The organism is Streptomyces sp. NPDC044921 (assembly GCF_056432865.1).
This window is the reverse complement of record NZ_JBWKIF010000012.1, coordinates 231248-247447: the sequence shown is the minus strand read 5'-3', so window position 1 is coordinate 247447 and position 16200 is coordinate 231248. Positions and strand designations below refer to the sequence as shown.

Genomic DNA, 16200 nt, shown 5'->3' with positions numbered 1-16200 from the left:
CGGGCCTTGCGAAGCGGGCACGCACGCGCTTCCGCCGATTCCGTTGACGGGGTTGAAAACGGGCCGGAGAGTGGTATTTCGACGCGAGGGGGACATGCGCGGTGTTCCCGCCGCGGAGCGGATCGGGGGGTCTGCCATGGGTGCTGCGACGGGTGTGGAGCCGGCGAGCAGCGGTGCGCGCGTGCCGTGGGGGGACGTGCTGATGTCCGCCGTCGCCGCCGTGAGCTGGGCGCTGATCGGGATGGCGGGCGTCGCGGCGCTGGGCCTGCGGCTGCTGGACGCGGACGCGGCGGGTTCGCTGGGGCCGATGACCGCGGCGGTGGTGGCCCTCGCGGCGGGTGGGTCGGTCACGCCGTCCGGTGACGTGTCGGCGTTCGGCCTGACGGGCGCGGAGGCGGACACGGCCATCGAGATCACGCCACTGGGGGTGAGCCTGGTCGGGGCGGTGCTGCTGTCGTGGTTCTTCCTGCGGTCCCTGCGGGCGGCGGGAGTTGTGGTCCCACCGGCCGAACTCCTCGCGCGCGCGGGCACGGTGGTCGCGCTGTTCGTGGCGATGCTGGGCGGGCTGGCGTGGGCGGGACACGATGTCATCACGATCGACGGGGGGTCGCTGGGGCTTGACGACGTGCCCGGCGGGGGCGGGAGCGTCGAGGTCCCGGGCCTCGGGGACCTCGGAGGGCTGCTGCCGGACCGGCTCGGTGAGCTGGTCGGCGCGCGGGCGGCGGTCGGCTTCACGGTGGACACGGCGCCGACGCTGCTCGGCGGCCTCGGGTGGTCGGCCGGGATCCTCCTCATCGCCCTGCTGGCGTCCCGCCGCACACCGCTGCCGCCGGGCTGGGAGGCCGTGCACCGGGTCGTGCGGCCGGCGGTGTCCGCGCTGGTGACCGTGGTGCTGGTGGCGGTGGCGGCGGGGCTCGCGGCAGCGGCGTACGCGGCGACCGGCGACGGCCACCCGCGCCGTATCGCCGGGGCGGCGCTGCTCGGGGCGCCGAACGGGGTGTGGCTGGGTGTCCCGCTCGGCCTGTTCGTGCCGTGGGACGGCCGGGCCACGGGCGAGCTGACCCGCTACCTGCCGGACCCCCTGGACGACCTGCTCGCCTCCGGCACGGACCGGCCGGTGACGCTGGGGCGGCTGGCCGAGCTGGACGGGCGGGTGTGGCTGCTGGCCGTGGCGGCGGCGCTGATGATGCTGCTGGCCGGGGTACTGACGGCGGTCCGGACGCCGGTGGCGCGGAACGCCCCGGGAAGCCCGGGTGCTCTCGCGTTCGCGGGCCGGTGCGCGCTGCGGCTCGGCGTGGTGACGGCGCTCGCCCTGCCGCTGCTGGCCTGGCTGACGGAGGTGTCCGTGACCGCGTCCCTGTCCGTCCTCGGCTTCGACGCCTTCGGCGCGGGCATCGACCTGCACGGCCACCTCGGCCCGGCCCTGCTGCTGGGCGCGGTGTGGGGCGCGGGGGCCGGGGGTGCGGGGGCGGTGCTGGCGTGGGGCTGCGGGGTGGCGGGCCGCTCGGCCGCGGTCCTTGCGCTGGGCGGGCCGGGGGGCTCGTACGCGGCGGGCGCCGGGGCGGGCGGTTCCGTGGGGGCGTACGACGGGGGCGCCGGGAGTGCCGGGCACCCGGGGCTGGGCGGCACCAGCACGGGGTGGCGGCAGGGGCACGACGACAACGCCGGGTGGCGCGAGACGGGGGCGGGCCGGACGGCGGGGGCGGGGGCGGCCACCGCACCGCCCGGGTACGGCGCGGAGGCCCGGCCGCCCGGGCCGGGACCCGCACGCGAGGGAACGGGACGGCGGGACGCGGGGGCGGCCACCACGCCCCTCGGGTACCGCGCCGAGGTCCCACCGCCCGGGCCGGGAGCCGTACCCGAGGGAGGGGGGCGGAGAGATCCGGGCGCGGCCACCGCACCGCCCCGGTACGGCACGGAGGACCGACCCCCCGGGCCGGGAGCGGGAGGGAGGGAGCAGGGCGCGGCCACCACACCCTCCACGTACGGCACGGACGCCCCGCCGCCCGGGCCGGGAGTCCGTCGCGAAACGGCGGGGCGGTCGGATCCGGCCGGCGCCACGCCCCCCGGGTCCGCCACGGACACACCGCCGCCCGGGGCGGGGACGTCTCCGGGGGCCGGGCCCGGAGAGTCCGGCGGTCCTGGCTCTGCCGGGAGGGGGCGGGCGTCGTACGGCCGGGAAGCCGGGCCTTACGCGCCGGGTGTGCCGTACCGTCCGCCGAACCCGGCCACCAACCCGTACCTGCGGGTCCCGGACGACCTGCGGGAGCCGGAGGACGCCAGGCCGGGTGACGACGACTCCGGCGGCCCGGGGGACGGGGACATCTACGGCGCGCCCACGGTCGTGCGGCCCGTCGCGCCTCCTCCGCGCGGACCCCGCCAGTCCCCCGGGCCCAGGAACGGGAACGGTCCGCCCGCCCGGCCGGACGACGGGCCGCCTCCCCCGCCGCCGCCTCCCCCACCGCCGCGGAAACCGCGCGGAGGTCGGTGAGCCCCTGGGCCCGGCCGGCCTGCGCCCGCGGCCCCGCCAGCCGTCCCTCGGCCCCGTGCGCAAGGTTCACGCCACCCTCCCGACACCCACTGTTCCCTGTCCGCCAGGCGGACCTCGGGGGCGGTGCGGGCCGCCCGCCGGATACGGTGGAACCACCATGAGCGCTTCGCAGACCTCGTCCTCCGATGTCCCTGCCGACGTCCCTGCCGACGTCCCTGCCGACGTCCCCACCCTGCTGGTCAAGATCTTCGGCAAGGACAGGCCCGGCATCACGGCCGGCCTCTTCGACACCCTCGCCGCCTACTCCGTCGACGTCGTCGACATCGAGCAGGTCGTCACCCGTGGCCGCATGGTGCTGTGCGCGCTCGTGACCGAGCCGCCCGCCGGCCTGGAGGGCGGGCTGCGGGCGACCGTCCACAGCTGGGCCGAGTCGATGAAGATGCAGGCGGAGATCATCTCCGGCCTCGGCGACAACCGGCCGCGCGGCCTGGGCCGCTCCCTGGTCACCGTGCTCGGGCACCCGCTCACCGCGGAGGCCACCGCGGCGATCGCCGCGCGGATCACGAGGACCGGCGGCAACATCGACCGTATCTTCCGGCTCGCCAAGTACCCCGTGACCGCGGTCGAGTTCGCCGTCTCCGGCGTGGAGACCGAGCCGCTGCGCACCGCCCTGGTCACCGACGCGGCGAAGCTCGGCGTCGACGTGGCGGTGGTCGCCGCCGGCCTCTACCGGCGCGCGCAGCGCCTGGTCGTCATGGACGTCGACTCGACGCTCATCCAGGACGAGGTCATCGAGCTGTTCGCCGCGCACGCCGGCTGCGAGGACAAGGTCGCCGAGGTGACGGCGGCCGCGATGCGCGGGGAGCTGGACTTCGAGCAGTCCCTGCACGCGCGCGTGGCGCTGCTGGAAGGGCTGGACGCCTCCGTCGTGGACAAGGTGCGCAGCGAGGTGCGGCTGACGCCCGGCGCGCGCACCCTGATCCGCACACTGAAGCGGCTGGGCTACCAAGTGGGCGTCGTCTCGGGCGGTTTCACCCAGGTCACGGACGATCTGAAGGAGCGGCTCGGGCTGGACTTCGCCCAGGCCAACACGCTGGAGATCGTCGACGGCAGACTGACGGGCAAGGTCACCGGCGAGATCGTCGACCGCGCGGGCAAGGCGCGACTGCTGCGCCGGTTCGCCGCCGAGGCGGGCGTGCCGCTGTCGCAGACGGTGGCGATCGGTGACGGCGCGAACGACCTGGACATGCTGAACGCGGCCGGTCTCGGCGTGGCCTTCAACGCCAAGCCGGTGGTGCGCGAGGCCGCGCACGCCGCGGTGAACTTCCCCTTCCTGGACACGGTGCTGTACCTGCTGGGCATCACCCGCGAAGAGGTCGAGGCGGCGGACACCGTCGACACGGTCTGAACCGCCCCCGCGCCCGCCGGGAGACCCCGGCGGGCGCGTGTGGCGCCGGGCCCGTCACGCGGAGCGGGTCACTCGGCCGGCGCCCAGTAGTCCCGCAGGGTGGCCACGCCCGGCTCCAGGCTCTTCCACGAGCCCGTGAACGACAGCACGGCGAAGGCGGCGGCCGGGAAGCCGCGGCGGGCCATCCGCTCGCGCGCGTCGTCCTCGGCCGAGCCCGCCAGGACCTCGGCGAGCCCCTGGATCCCCGGGTTGTGGCCGATCACGAGGAGGTTCTGCACGTCGTCCTGGGCCTCGTTGAGCAGGGCGATCAGCTCACCCGGCGAGGCCTCGTAGATCCGCTCCTCGTAGACGGTTTTCGGCCGCTGCGGAAACTCCTGGACGGCGAGCTTCCAGGTCTCCCGGGTGCGGACCGCGGTGGAGCACAGGGCCAGATCGAAGGGGATGCCGGTGTCGGCGAGCCGGCGCCCGGCCTCCGCCGCCTCCATACGGCCCCGGTCGGCGAGCGGACGCTCGTGATCGGTCACCTGCGGCCAGTCGGCTTTCGCATGGCGGAAGAGGACAATCCTGCGGGGTTCTGCGACGCTCATGAGATCCAGCTTCGCATGAAACACGCCACAGGGCGCAGGGAGTTGACCACCGGCTCCGGCTGTGCTCAGTGGGCTGTCAGCTGCTGGATCCGCTCGACGAGGTGGGTGATCGCGGGGTCGCCCGTGGCCGCGTGGGCGTCGGACGGGTGCAGGATCAGCAGGAGCAGGGCGGTGAAGGCGAGCGCGGGCAGGGCGAGGGCCCACCAGGGCAGTCGGCTGTCGGCACCGGCCCGGGTCGCCGGATGGGGCCGGGTGTGCACAGGAGCCGACATGTCTGCCTCCGCTCTCCGAGTGGTCCGTGACCGCCTGGCGTGGTCACATCTCGAAGCTACGGAATGCGCGGGCACCGGCCCATCCGGTGATCCACCCACTTGACCCTGAGCCTCACCCCCTAGGGGGCAGGGGGGCTAGCCCCACCACGGGCCGTGCGGGCGTCCGGGATCAGGGCGAGGCGATGGTCGCGATGATCGCGATGACGATGAAGATCGCGAAGAAGGCGCCGAACACGAGCAGCATCTTCTTCTGACCGTGCTGGGGATTGGGGTCGAGCACTGGCATGGGGCAAGTGTCGCACCCGCCGCGCGCGCCGCGCGCCCCGGGGGTGGGCCGGGCCCCCGTGGCTCAGCGGCCCGCCTCGTCCTCGACCGTGCGGTCCCGGCCCGCCAGGAAGCCCACCACCATCTGCGGGACCATCAGGGCGCTCATCAGCGCGATCGGCAGGCCCCAGCCTCCGCTGTGCTGGTAGAGGACGCCGACCAGGAGCGGTCCGGGAATGGAGATCAGGTAGCCGGTGCTCTGGGCGAACGCCGACAGCTGGGCCACGCCCGGGCCCGTCCTCGCCCGCATGCCGACCAGGGTCAGGGCGAGCGGGAAGGCGCAGTTGGCGATGCCCAGCAGCAGGGCCCAGGCCCAGGCGCCGGCGGCGGGCGCGAGGTACAGCCCGGCGTAGCCGGCGAGGCCGCAGACGCCCAGGGCGAGGACGATCGGGCCCTGGTGCGGCAGCCTCGTGGCCAGGCGGGGTATGACGAAGGCCAGGGGCACGCCCATGACCATGGTGACCGCCAGCAGCAGCCCCGCGGTGCCGGCGGGGACACCGGCGTCCCGGAAGATCTGCGCCATCCAGCCCATGGTGATGTAGGCGGCGGTGGCCTGGAGCCCGAAGAAGACGGCCAGCGCCCAGGCGGTGCGGCTGCGGGTGATCCGCAGCGACGGAGCCGCGTCACGGGCGGCTTCCGGCGCGGTGGGGCCGTGCGCCGCGGTGGCGTCGGTCTCCGGCGCTTCCCCGGGGCCCCGCGGCACGGACCCGGGAGCGCCGGGCCGGGACCCGTCACCGTCCGGCACGGGCCCGGTGCCGTGCCGGCCGCGGGCGAACGGCAGCCACGGCACGACCGCCGCCACGGCCAGCGCCGCCCACAGGGCCAGGCCCGACTGCCAGCTCCCGCCGAGCGCGTCGGTCAGGGGCACGGTGACCGCCGCCGCGAGGGCCGTGCCCAGGGCGAGGGCCATCGAGTACAGGCCGGTCATGGAGCCGACGCGGTCGGGAAACCAGTGCTTGACGATGACCGGCATCAGGACGTTGCTGACCGCGATGCCCATGAGGGCGAGCGCGCTGGCGGCCAGGAAACCGGCCGTGCTCCCGGTGTACGGCCGCAGCAGCAGGCCGGTGGCGATGGCGGCCATTCCGGCGCACACCACCGCTCCCGCGCCGAAGCGGCGGGCGAGCCGCGGGGCCATGACGCCGAAGACGGCGAAGCACAGCGGCGGCACGGAGGTGAGCAGCCCCGCCACGCTGCCGCTCATGCCGAGCCCGTCGCGCACCTCCTCCAGGAGGGCGCCGAGGCTGGTGATGGCCGGGCGGAGGTTGAGCGCGGACAGCACGATGCCCGCGACCAGCAGCCGCATCGTCCACGCGCGCGGGGACGCGCCGCCCGGTTCCCCGGGGCCCGGCGCGGCGGAGCCGCGCACGGCCGGGGGTGTGGTCGTCCGGGTTGTCGTCCGCGTCTTCGTCCGGGTTTCCTCACGAGCCATGAGGCCCATCATAGAATCATGGGATGATTGACTGTCCACTCCGGTCCGGCCCCCGGACGCCCTCCGGGCCGCCGCTCGTGCGAAGGTGAGCCATGCCTCTGAGCCATCCCCGACGTTCGGCCCTGTCCGAGCAGGTCATCGCCGCGCTGCGGGCCCAGATCACCTCGGGCGAGTGGCCGGTCGGCTCCCGCATCCCGACCGAGCCGGAGCTGGTCGAGCAGCTGGGTGTCGCCCGCAACACCGTCCGGGAGGCCGTCCGCGCCCTCTCGCACAACGGCCTGCTGGACATCCGCCAGGGCTCCGGCACGTACGTCGTGGCGACGAGCGAGCTGGCGGGTGTGATGCAGCGGCGGTTCGCCGACGCCGACCCCCGGCACGTCGCCGAGCTGCGCTCCACGCTGGAGTCGGCGGCCGCTCGGCTGGCCGCCGAGCGGCGTACCGAGAAGGACCTCAAGCAGCTCGACACGCTGCTGCTGCGGCGGGAGGAGGCCTGGGAGTCCGGGGACGCGGAGGCGTTCGTGACCGCGGACGCGACGTTCCACCTGGCCGTGGTGTCCGCCTCGCACAACGACGTGATGACGGCCATGTACGCGGACCTGGGCGAGGTGCTGCGGGACTGGCTGCGCGAGGACGTCGGCGAGGAGCTGACGCCGGAGACGTACATGGAGCACGGACGGCTGCTCGACGCGATCCGCGCGGGCGACGCGGAGCAGGCGGCGGCCCAGGCGGCCCGCTATCCGTTCCTGTGCCGCCTGGGCGGGGTCAGCTCCCCTTCCGGTGACTGATCCACACCTCGTCGACCTCCTTCCAGCAGCGTCCGGTCAGCCGCACGGTCTGTGCGGGCGCGGTCGCCACCGGCGCGCTGTCGGTGTCGAGGTCCCACCAGCGGGCGCACTCGACGTGCAGGCTCACGCGGTCGGTCTCCGGATAGGGGTTGTGGCAGTGGGCGGTCACCGTGGAGCCGGTGACCCGGATGCGGCAGGCGGCACCGAACGGTTCCGCGGACTCGCGCTCGGCCGCGGGCACCCGCGCATCGGGCACCGCCTCGGACGCCAGGGTCATCACCAGAGCGACGGCGAGGGACAGTGAGACCGTTCGGCGGGACAAGCGCACAAGGGGACCTCCTCGGCCGTGCTGGGGAGGGGCTCACGTGGTGAACGCGTACTCCAGACTGCCCAGTTGCGAACCGGCCCGCCCGGGCTGCTGAGCCGAACGGGTGACGCCCCGCTCCCCGCGCGGGCGGGGGAACGGGGCGTCGGGGGCGTGCGGGGGGTCAGGCGCCGATGGCGTGCAGACCGCCGTCCACGTGGATGATCTCGCCGGTGGTCTTCGGGAACCAGTCGCTCAGCAGGGCGACGACGCCGCGGCCGGCCGGCTCCGGGTCCTTCAGGTCCCACTCCAGCGGGGAGCGGGAGTCCCACACGGACGCCAGCTCGCTGAAGCCCGGGATGGACTTGGCGGCCATGGAACCGAGCGGACCGGCCGAGACCAGGTTGCAGCGGATGTTCTGCTTGCCCAGGTCACGGGCCATGTAGCGGCTGGTGGCCTCCAGGGCCGCCTTGGCCGGGCCCATCCAGTCGTACTGCGGCCAGGCGAACTGCGCGTCGAAGGTCAGGCCGACGACCGAGCCGCCGTTCTGCATCAGCGGCAGGCAGGCCATGGTCAGCGACTTCAGGGAGTACGCCGAGACGTGCATGGCGGTGGCGACCGACTCGAACGGCGTGTTCAGGAAGTTGCCGCCGAGGGCGTCCTGCGGGGCGAAGCCGATGGAGTGCACGACACCGTCGAGGCCGCCGAGCTCCTCGCCGACGACGTCGGCCAGGCGCCCGAGGTGCTCGTCGTTGGTCACGTCGAGCTCGATGACCTTGACGGGCTTGGGCAGCTTCCTGGCGACGCGCTCGGTCAGCGTGGGCCGCGGGAACGCCGTGAGGATGACCTCGGCGCCCTGCTCCTGGGCCAGCCGGGCGGTGTGGAAGGCGATGGAGGCCTCCGTCAGCACACCGGTGATCAGGACGCGCTTGCCCTCGAGAATTCCGCTCATGGTGATCAGTGACCCATTCCCAGTCCGCCGTCAACCGGGATGACGGCTCCAGTGATGTACGAGGCGTCGTCCGAGGCGAGGAACCGCACGGCCGCGGCGATCTCCTCCGGCTGGGCGTACCGGCCGAGCGGCACCTGCGCCACGATGCCGGCGCGCTGCTCGTCGGTGAGCACCTTGGTCATGTCGGTGTCGACGAAGCCGGGTGCGACGACGTTGAAGGTGATGTTGCGCGAGCCCAGCTCCCGGGCGAGGGACCGCGCGAAGCCGACCAGGGCGGCCTTGGAGGCGGCGTAGTTGGCCTGGCCCGCGGAGCCGAGCAGCCCGACGACCGACGAGATCAGCACGACGCGGCCCTTCTTGGCGCGCAGCATGCCGCGGTTGGCGCGCTTGACGACACGGAAGGTGCCGGTGAGGTTCGTGTCGACGACCGAGGTGAAGTCCTCCTCGGACATCCGCATCAGGAGCTGGTCCTTGGTGATGCCGGCGTTGGCGACGAGGATCTCGACGGGGCCGTGGGCCTCCTCGACCTCCTTGTAGGCCTGCTCCACCTGCTCGGCGTCGGTGATGTCGCACTTGACGGCGAGGCAGCCCAACTCCGTCAGGGCGGCCGGCGGCTCACCCGAGCGGTACGTGATGGCGACCTTGTCGCCGGCATCGGCGAAAGCGCGGGCGATGGCGAGGCCGATGCCCCGGTTGCCTCCGGTGACGAGAACCGAGCGGCTCAACGGATCACCCTTTCGGTAGCGGTCTGGTACCCCGCCCGGGCGCCTGGCGGGCAGGCGGCGATGACAGGCGGCTTCCCCGAAAACCTATCGGTCCCGGAACACCCGCGGACAATCGGGCACCGACAGTGGCACAGGGGCCGCACTGTCGGGTCCCTACAGAAGACCGTGGTCATCGGCGCGGAAAGCCGTGGCCCGCGCGCGGGATGGGCGACATGATCGGAGCAGTCACGAAGACACCGAGAACGGCAACCACGGTCACCTCGACAGAAAGAGACGGCGGTGCCTCATACCATCGACGAGGCCTTCACGGCCCTCCCCCTACGCGCCCTCGCCGACGCGGCCCTCGCACGCGCGCGTGCGCTGGGCGCCGAGCACGCGGACTTCCGGTTCGAGCGGGTGCGCAGCGCCTCCTGGCGGTTCCGGGACGCCAAGCCCGCCGGGTCGTCGGACACCACCGACCTCGGCTACGCGGTGCGGGTGGTGCACGGCGGCACCTGGGGCTTCGCGTCCGGTGTCGACCTGAGCATGGACGCCGCCGCCAGGGTCGCCGGGCAGGCGGTGGCCATGGCGAAGCTGTCCGCGCAGGTGATCAGGGCGGCGGGTTCCGACGAGCGGGTGGAGCTGGCCGACGAGCCGGTGCACGCCGACAAGACGTGGATCTCCTCGTACGAGGTCGATCCGTTCACCGTGCCCGACGAGGAGAAGGCCGGGCTGATCGCGGACTGGAGCGCGCGGCTGCTCGCGGCGCGCGGGGTCGACCACGTCGACGCCTCGCTGCTCACCGTCCACGAGAACAAGTTCTACGCCGACACGGCCGGGACCGTCACCACCCAGCAGCGGGTACGGCTGCACCCGGTGTTCAACGCCGTCGCGGTGGACGAGTCCAGCGGTGAGTTCGACTCGATGCGCACCCTCGCGCCGCCCGTCGGACGCGGCTGGGAGTACCTGCGCGGCACCGGCTGGGACTGGGAGGGCGAGCTGGAGCGGATCCCGGAGCTGCTCGCCGAGAAGATGCGCGCGCCGAGCGTCGAGCCGGGTCTGTACGACCTGGTGGTCGACCCGTCCAACCTGTGGCTGACCATCCACGAGTCCATCGGCCACGCCACCGAGCTCGACCGGGCGCTCGGCTACGAGGCCGCGTACGCCGGCACCTCCTTCGCCACCTTCGACCAGCTGGGCAAGCTGCGCTACGGCTCGGAGCTGATGAACGTCACCGGCGACCGCACCGCCGAGCACGGCCTGGCCACCATCGGCTACGACGACGAGGGCGTCGAGGGCCAGTCCTGGGACCTGGTCAAGAACGGCACGCTCGTCGGCTACCAGCTGGACCGGCGCATCGCGAGGCTCACCGGGTTCGAGCGGTCCAACGGCTGCGCCTTCGCCGACTCCCCCGGCCACGTGCCGGTCCAGCGCATGGCCAACGTGTCGCTGCGGCCGGACCCGGCGGGGATGTCGACCGAGGACCTGATCGGGGGCGTGGAGCGCGGCATCTACGTCGTCGGGGACCGGTCCTGGTCGATCGACATGCAGCGCTACAACTTCCAGTTCACCGGGCAGCGCTTCTACCGCATCGAGAACGGGCGCCTGGCCGGGCAGCTGCGCGACGTGGCCTACCAGGCGACCACCACCGACTTCTGGGGCTCGATGGCCGCGGTGGGCGGCCCCCAGACCTATGTGCTGGGCGGCGCCTTCAACTGCGGCAAGGCCCAGCCGGGCCAGGTCGCCGCCGTGTCGCACGGCTGTCCCTCGGCCCTGTTCAAGGGCGTCAACATCCTCAACACCACGCAGGAGGCCGGTCGATGAGCGCGCGCACCAGCAAACCCCACGAGGTCGTCGAGCGCGCCCTCGAACTGTCCCGGGCGGACGGCTGTGTCGTCATCGCGGACGAGCACTCCTCCGCCAACCTGCGCTGGGCGGGCAACGCCCTGACCACCAACGGCGTCACGCGCGGGCGCACCCTGACCGTCGTCGCCACCGTCGACGGCAAGGAGGGCACGGCCTCGGGGGTCGTGTCCCGGTCCGCCGTGACCGCCGACGAGCTGGAGCCCCTGGTGCGGGCCGCGGAGGCCGCCGCGCGCGGCGCCGGCCCGGCCGAGGACGCGCAGCCGCTGGTCACGGGCGTGGAGCGGTCGCCGGAGTTCACGGAGGCGCCCGCCGAGACCTCCTCGGCCGTGTTCGCCGGTTTCGCGCCGGCGCTCGGCGAGGCCTTCGCTCGCGCGCGGGCGGGCGGGCGCGAGCTGTACGGCTTCGCCCACCACGAGCTGGTGTCGTCGTACGTGGGCACCTCCACGGGGCTGCGGCTGCGGCACGACCAGCCGAACGGGACGCTGGAGCTGAACGCCAAGTCGCCCGACCGGACCCGGTCCGCGTGGGCCGGGCGCTCCACGCGCGACTTCAAGGACGTCGATCCGGCCGCCATGGACGCCGAGCTGGCCGTGCGCCTCGGCTGGGCCGAGCGGCGCGTGGAGCTGCCCGCGGGACGCTACGAGACGCTGCTGCCGCCGACGGCCGTGGCGGATCTGCTGATCTACCAGATGTGGTCGGCCTCGGGCCGGGACGCGGTCGAGGGGCGCACGGTCTTCTCCAAGCCCGGCGGGGGCACGCGGGTCGGCGAGAAGCTCACCGATCTGCCGCTGACCCTGCGCAGCGACCCGCACGAGCCCGGCCTGGAGACGGCTCCGTTCGTGATCGTGCACTCCTCCGGGGGCGACCAGTCGGTGTTCGACAACGGACTGCCGCTCGCGGCCACCGAGTGGATGCGCGAGGGCGAGCTGCGGCACCTGACGACCAGCCGCCACAGCGCGGGCCTGACCGGGCTCCCCGTGGCGCCGGGCATCGAGAACCTGATCCTGGACGGGGGCGAGGACCGCTCCCTGGACGAGATGGTCGCGAACACCGAGCGGGGGCTGCTGCTGACCTGCCTGTGGTACATCCGCGAGGTCGATCCGGCGACGCTGCTGCTGACGGGCCTGACCCGGGACGGCGTCTACCTGGTCGAGAACGGCGAGGTGACGGGCGAGGTGAACAACTTCCGGTTCAACGAGTCGCCGGTGGACCTGCTGGGGCGGGCCACGGAGGCCGGGCGGACCGAGAAGACGCTGCCGCGGGAGTGGAGCGACTGGTTCACCAGGGCCGCGATGCCGGCGCTGCGGGTGCCGGACTTCAATATGAGCTCGGTCAGCCAGGGCGTATAACCTCGTACCCACCACGAGGCCAATCAAGGAGATACGAGAACCGTGACGGACATCGTCGACGAGCTGAAGTGGCGCGGGCTGTTCGCTCTGTCCACCGACGAGGACGCTTTGCGCAAGGCGCTCGCGGACGGTCCCGTCACGTTCTATTGCGGCTTCGACCCGACGGCGCCGTCGCTGCACGTGGGGCACCTGGTGCAGGTGCTCACCGTGCGCCGGCTGCAGCAGGCCGGTCACCGGCCGCTGGCGCTGGTCGGCGGTGCCACGGGCCTGATCGGCGACCCCCGCCCGACCGCCGAGCGCACGCTGAACGACCCGGAGACCGTCGGCGGCTGGGTCGACCGGCTGCGCGCCCAGATCGAGCCGTTCCTCGACTTCGAGGGTGAGAACGCGGCCGTCATGGTCAACAACCTCGACTGGACGCAGAACCTCTCCGCGATCGAGTTCCTCCGGGACATCGGCAAGCACTTCCGCGTCAACAAGATGCTGACGAAGGACTCCGTGGCCCGCCGCCTGGAGTCCTCCGAGGGCATCAGCTACACGGAGTTCAGCTACCAGCTCCTGCAGGGCATGGACTTCCTCCAGCTCTACCGCCGCTACGGCTGCACGCTCCAGCAGGGCGGCAGCGACCAGTGGGGCAACCTCACGGCGGGCCTGGACTTGATCCACCGCCTGGAGCCGGACGCGACCGTGCACGCGCTGGCGACGCCGCTGATGACCAAGGCGGACGGCACCAAGTTCGGCAAGACCGAGGGCGGCGCCGTCTGGCTCGACCCGGAGATGACGACGCCGTACGCGTTCTACCAGTTCTGGCTGAACGTGGACGACCGGGACATCACCCGGTACATGCGCATCCTGTCCTTCCGCTCCCGTGCGGAGCTGGAGGAGCTGGAGAAGCAGACGGAGGAGCGTCCGCAGGCCCGGGCGGCACAGCGGGCGCTGGCCGAGGAGCTGACGACGCTGGTGCACGGCGCCGACCAGACGGCCGCCGTCATCGCCGCGTCCAAGGCCCTGTTCGGGCAGGGCGAGCTGGCGGAGCTGGACGAGCGGACGCTGGCCGCGGCCCTGTCCGAGGTGCCGCACATCCAGGTGGCCGAACTCGCCCCGGCCGTGGACCTGTTCGCCGAGGTCGGGCTGGTCGCCAGCAAGTCGGCCGCGCGCCGCACGGTCAAGGAGGGCGGCGCGTACGTCAACAACGTCAAGGTCGCCGGCGAGGACGCCGTCCCCGCCAGGGAGGACCTGCTGCACGGCCGCTGGCTGGTGCTGCGCCGGGGCAAGAAGAACCTGGCCGCGGTCGAGGTCACCGGCGGCTGACGCGCGCGGCAAGGGGGCGGTCCGCGGTGCCGGAGGGTACCGGGGCCGCCCCCCTTGCCGTGGGCGGCGTCAGGCGCTGCGTCTGCTCCCCCTGGCCGCCGTCCAGGCGCGGTCGCCCAGACCGACGAGGATGACCGCCATCACCAGCTGGAAGACGTGCCGCCACCAGTCGATGCCGGCCGTGGCGTCGACACCGGCCGCCCGGGCGATGGCGTTGCCGGCGATGGCGCCGATCATGCCCAGGATGACGGTCAGCCACAACGGCACGTGCTGCTTGCCCGGAATGATCGCCTTCGCGATCAGGCCGAGTACCAGTCCCACGATGATCGCCCACAACCAGCCCATCCCTGCCTCCTCGTACGGCTCGACGTGAGCACTACCGCCAGTGTCGGGCCAGCCGCCCCGCGCCGCATGCCGACGACGCCGTACGACGTACGGTGCGGACCGCTCGCACCGGCCGGAGCCCCCCGGTCTCGTAGCGGACGCGGACGCGGCGTAACGTGGGATCTGTCCTGGTCGGTTCCCCCCACCGGCCCGGGGCGGCTCTGGGGCGGGGACGGTCCGATACGGGCGGATGGTGGAATGCGATGCGGAAGCGGCATGGCGGTGGCGACGTCCAGGTTTTCCGGATCACCGGCGCCCGGGCGGGGCTGCAGGAGGACGTGCGCGGGCGGCAGCGCAGGTACGTGATCTCGATGTCCGTCCGTACGGTCTCGGTGATCCTCGCGGCGGTCCTGTGGAACGTCGAACGGCACGTGGCCGTCGTGGCGTTGGTGCTGGGGCTGGTGCTGCCGTACATCGCGGTGGTGATCGCGAACGCCGGGCGCGAGAACGCGCCGTCCCTGCCGTCGACGTTCGTGGCGCCGCCCGTGCGGCCGATGATCGCGCCACCGGGGCCGGGGGACGGCCGGGCGGAATCCGCCGCGGAAGACGCCGTGTCGGGGACGGTGCCGGGGGCGCGGAGCGAGTCGTCGGAGCGGTAGGGGCGCCGCGGGGCGGGCGGGACGTGCTCACAAACGGAAGTCACCTTCCCGCCAAGCTCAGGAAAAGCTCAGATCAATCATGTTGTTCCGGTGCCGGGTCCGGGGTTACCCGTGACATACTTCGTACGCGCTCCGCATCCCCCGTCGGAGCGACGGACCGACGCCGGGCAGCTCCCCCCGTGGCTGCTCGGCGTCGCCTTTTCTGTGCAGTGGTGAGATGAACCTGTGAGTGACGAGACGCCCGTCTGTTCCGCGAAGGGCTGCCGCGCCGACGCGGTGTGGGTGCTGGCGTGGAACAACCCGAAGATCCACACGCCGGAGCGCCGCAAGACGTGGCTGGCCTGTGAGGAGCACCGCGAGTACCTGTCGCAGTTCCTCGGGGTGCGGGGATTCCTGAAGGACGTGGTCCTCCTCCAGGAGTGGGAAGAGACCGCCTAGGTCCTCAGCCGCCGATCGCCGACATGGGGCGGTCCGGCTGCACGAACGCCGGGTCGTCGAGGCCGGCGCCCGCCTTCTTGCCCCACATCGCCAGGCGCCAGATGCGGGCGATCTCCTCGTCCGGGGCGCCCGAGCGCAGCGCGGCGCGCAGGTCCGTCTCCTCCCGGGCGAACAGGCACGTGCGTATCTGCCCGTCGGCCGTGAGGCGGGTGCGGTCGCAGGCCGCGCAGAAGGGGCGCGTGACGGAGGCGATCACGCCGACCACATGGGGGCCGCCGTCGACCAGCCAGCGCTCCGCCGGGGCCGAGCCGCGCTTCTCCTCGCCCTCGGGTGTCAGCGCGAAGCGCGTGCGCAGCGAGGCCAGGATGTCGCCCGCCGTGATCATGCCGTCGCGCTTCCAGCCGTGCTGGGCGTCCAGGGGCATCTGCTCGATGAACCGCAGCTCGTAACCGTGCTCCACGGCCCAGGCGAGGAGGTCGGGGGCCTCGTCCTCGTTGAGCCCCGGCATGAGGACCGAGTTGACCTTGACCGGGGTCAGGCCGGCGTCGCGGGCGGCGTGCAGGCCCTCGATGACGTCCTTGTGGCGGTCGCGGCGGGTGAGGGTCTTGAAGACGTCCGGCCGGAGCGTGTCCAGGGAGACGTTGACCCGGTCCAGGCCCGCCGCCTTCAGGGCCGCCGCGGTGCGCTTGAGGCCGATGCCGTTGGTGGTCAGCGACATCTGCGGGCGGGGCTCCAGGGCGGCCACGCGCTCGACGATGCCGACCAGGCCGGGGCGCAGCAGGGGCTCGCCGCCGGTGAAGCGGACCTCCTCGATGCCGAGGGAGGTGACCGCGATGCCGATCAGGCGGACGATCTCGTCGTCGGTGAGCAGGTCCGGCTTCGCCAGCCACTGCAGGCCCTCCTCGGGCATGCAGTACGTGCAGCGCAGGTTGCAGCGGTCGGTCAGCGAGACCCGTAGGTCGGTGGCCACTCGGCCGTAGGTGTCGATGAGCAC

The 16200-nt window shown here is 73.2% G+C and carries 17 protein-coding genes; 8 read left to right on the top strand and 9 right to left on the bottom strand.

Going from position 1 to position 16200, the window contains the following annotated elements:
* Positions 1 to 136: 136 nt before the first annotated feature.
* Positions 137 to 2491 carry a streptophobe family protein gene (locus AC07DA_RS20940; RefSeq protein WP_479129671.1) on the top strand — a complete coding sequence of 785 codons (2355 nt, stop codon included), beginning with the start codon at positions 137 to 139 and terminating at the stop codon, positions 2489 to 2491.
* 157 nt (positions 2492 to 2648) lie between these two features.
* A complete protein-coding gene (gene serB, locus AC07DA_RS20935; RefSeq protein WP_479129670.1) occupies positions 2649 to 3899 on the top strand; it encodes a phosphoserine phosphatase SerB in 1251 nt (416 codons plus the stop codon).
* Between the two features lie 68 nt (positions 3900 to 3967).
* Here serB and AC07DA_RS20930 read toward each other — a convergent pair whose 3' ends face one another.
* The 4 genes from AC07DA_RS20930 to AC07DA_RS20915 all read right to left on the bottom strand — a co-directional run bounded on the left by AC07DA_RS20930 (position 3968) and on the right by AC07DA_RS20915 (position 6514).
* Entirely contained in the window at positions 3968 to 4486 is a 519-nt protein-coding gene (locus tag AC07DA_RS20930) for a SixA phosphatase family protein (RefSeq protein ID WP_479129669.1), read from the bottom strand.
* Between the two features lie 65 nt (positions 4487 to 4551).
* Positions 4552 to 4758: a hypothetical protein gene (locus tag AC07DA_RS20925; protein WP_479129668.1), complete on the bottom strand. Its 207-nt coding sequence runs from the start codon at positions 4756 to 4758 to the stop codon at positions 4552 to 4554.
* A gap of 169 nt (positions 4759 to 4927) precedes the next feature.
* On the bottom strand, positions 4928 to 5044 hold the full coding sequence (locus tag AC07DA_RS20920; RefSeq protein WP_479129667.1) for an SGM_5486 family transporter-associated protein: 117 nt from the start codon (positions 5042 to 5044) through the stop codon (positions 4928 to 4930).
* 63 nt (positions 5045 to 5107) lie between these two features.
* On the bottom strand, positions 5108 to 6514 hold the full coding sequence (locus AC07DA_RS20915) for a CynX/NimT family MFS transporter (protein ID WP_479129666.1): 1407 nt from the start codon (positions 6512 to 6514) through the stop codon (positions 5108 to 5110).
* 92 nt (positions 6515 to 6606) lie between these two features.
* Between AC07DA_RS20915 and AC07DA_RS20910 the strand changes: the two genes are divergently transcribed.
* The gene (locus tag AC07DA_RS20910; protein ID WP_479129665.1) at positions 6607 to 7299 is read left to right on the top strand and encodes a FadR/GntR family transcriptional regulator; all 693 of its coding nucleotides are present in this window, start codon (positions 6607 to 6609) and stop codon (positions 7297 to 7299) included.
* On the opposite strand, the gene AC07DA_RS20905 is transcribed toward AC07DA_RS20910, so the two are convergent.
* The 3 genes from AC07DA_RS20905 to fabG form a co-directional block, all read right to left on the bottom strand.
* Positions 7277 to 7627 carry a hypothetical protein gene (locus tag AC07DA_RS20905; protein ID WP_479129664.1) on the bottom strand — a complete coding sequence of 117 codons (351 nt, stop codon included), beginning with the start codon at positions 7625 to 7627 and terminating at the stop codon, positions 7277 to 7279. The genes AC07DA_RS20910 and AC07DA_RS20905 overlap by 23 nt on opposite strands.
* 160 nt (positions 7628 to 7787) lie before the next feature.
* A complete protein-coding gene (fabI, locus tag AC07DA_RS20900; RefSeq protein WP_479129663.1) occupies positions 7788 to 8555 on the bottom strand; it encodes an enoyl-ACP reductase FabI in 768 nt (255 codons plus the stop codon).
* 5 nt (positions 8556 to 8560) lie between these two features.
* Complete coding sequence (gene fabG, locus AC07DA_RS20895; protein WP_479129662.1) at positions 8561 to 9280, bottom strand: 3-oxoacyl-[acyl-carrier-protein] reductase; 720 nt, start codon at positions 9278 to 9280, stop codon at positions 8561 to 8563.
* 279 nt (positions 9281 to 9559) lie between these two features.
* On the opposite strand from fabG, the gene AC07DA_RS20890 reads away from it, so the two are divergent.
* The 3 genes from AC07DA_RS20890 to tyrS are packed head-to-tail and all read left to right on the top strand — an operon-like array spanning position 9560 to position 13785.
* A complete protein-coding gene (locus AC07DA_RS20890) occupies positions 9560 to 11083 on the top strand; it encodes a TldD/PmbA family protein (protein WP_479129661.1) in 1524 nt (507 codons plus the stop codon).
* Positions 11080 to 12474, top strand: coding sequence for a metallopeptidase TldD-related protein (locus tag AC07DA_RS20885; protein WP_479129660.1), 1395 nt, complete (start codon positions 11080 to 11082; stop codon positions 12472 to 12474). Before AC07DA_RS20890 ends, AC07DA_RS20885 begins: the two co-directional genes overlap by 4 nt.
* Before the next feature lie 42 nt (positions 12475 to 12516).
* Entirely contained in the window at positions 12517 to 13785 is a 1269-nt protein-coding gene (tyrS, locus tag AC07DA_RS20880) for a tyrosine--tRNA ligase (protein ID WP_479129659.1), read from the top strand.
* A 69-nt stretch (positions 13786 to 13854) separates the two neighbouring features.
* Here the strand turns inward: tyrS and AC07DA_RS20875 are convergent, their stop codons facing one another.
* Entirely contained in the window at positions 13855 to 14130 is a 276-nt protein-coding gene (locus AC07DA_RS20875; RefSeq protein WP_479129658.1) for a GlsB/YeaQ/YmgE family stress response membrane protein, read from the bottom strand.
* 242 nt (positions 14131 to 14372) lie between these two features.
* Here AC07DA_RS20875 and AC07DA_RS20870 point away from each other — a divergent pair, with 242 nt between their 5' ends.
* Positions 14373 to 14768, top strand: coding sequence for a DUF3099 domain-containing protein (locus AC07DA_RS20870; protein ID WP_479129657.1), 396 nt, complete (start codon positions 14373 to 14375; stop codon positions 14766 to 14768).
* A 225-nt stretch (positions 14769 to 14993) separates the two neighbouring features.
* Positions 14994 to 15206 carry a hypothetical protein gene (locus tag AC07DA_RS20865; protein WP_479129656.1) on the top strand — a complete coding sequence of 71 codons (213 nt, stop codon included), beginning with the start codon at positions 14994 to 14996 and terminating at the stop codon, positions 15204 to 15206.
* Positions 15207 to 15210: 4 nt separating this feature from the next.
* Here the strand turns inward: AC07DA_RS20865 and moaA are convergent, their stop codons facing one another.
* Positions 15211 to 16200 (bottom strand): GTP 3',8-cyclase MoaA, encoded by a 990-nt coding sequence (gene moaA / locus AC07DA_RS20860; protein WP_479129655.1) that lies wholly within the window; start codon positions 16198 to 16200, stop codon positions 15211 to 15213.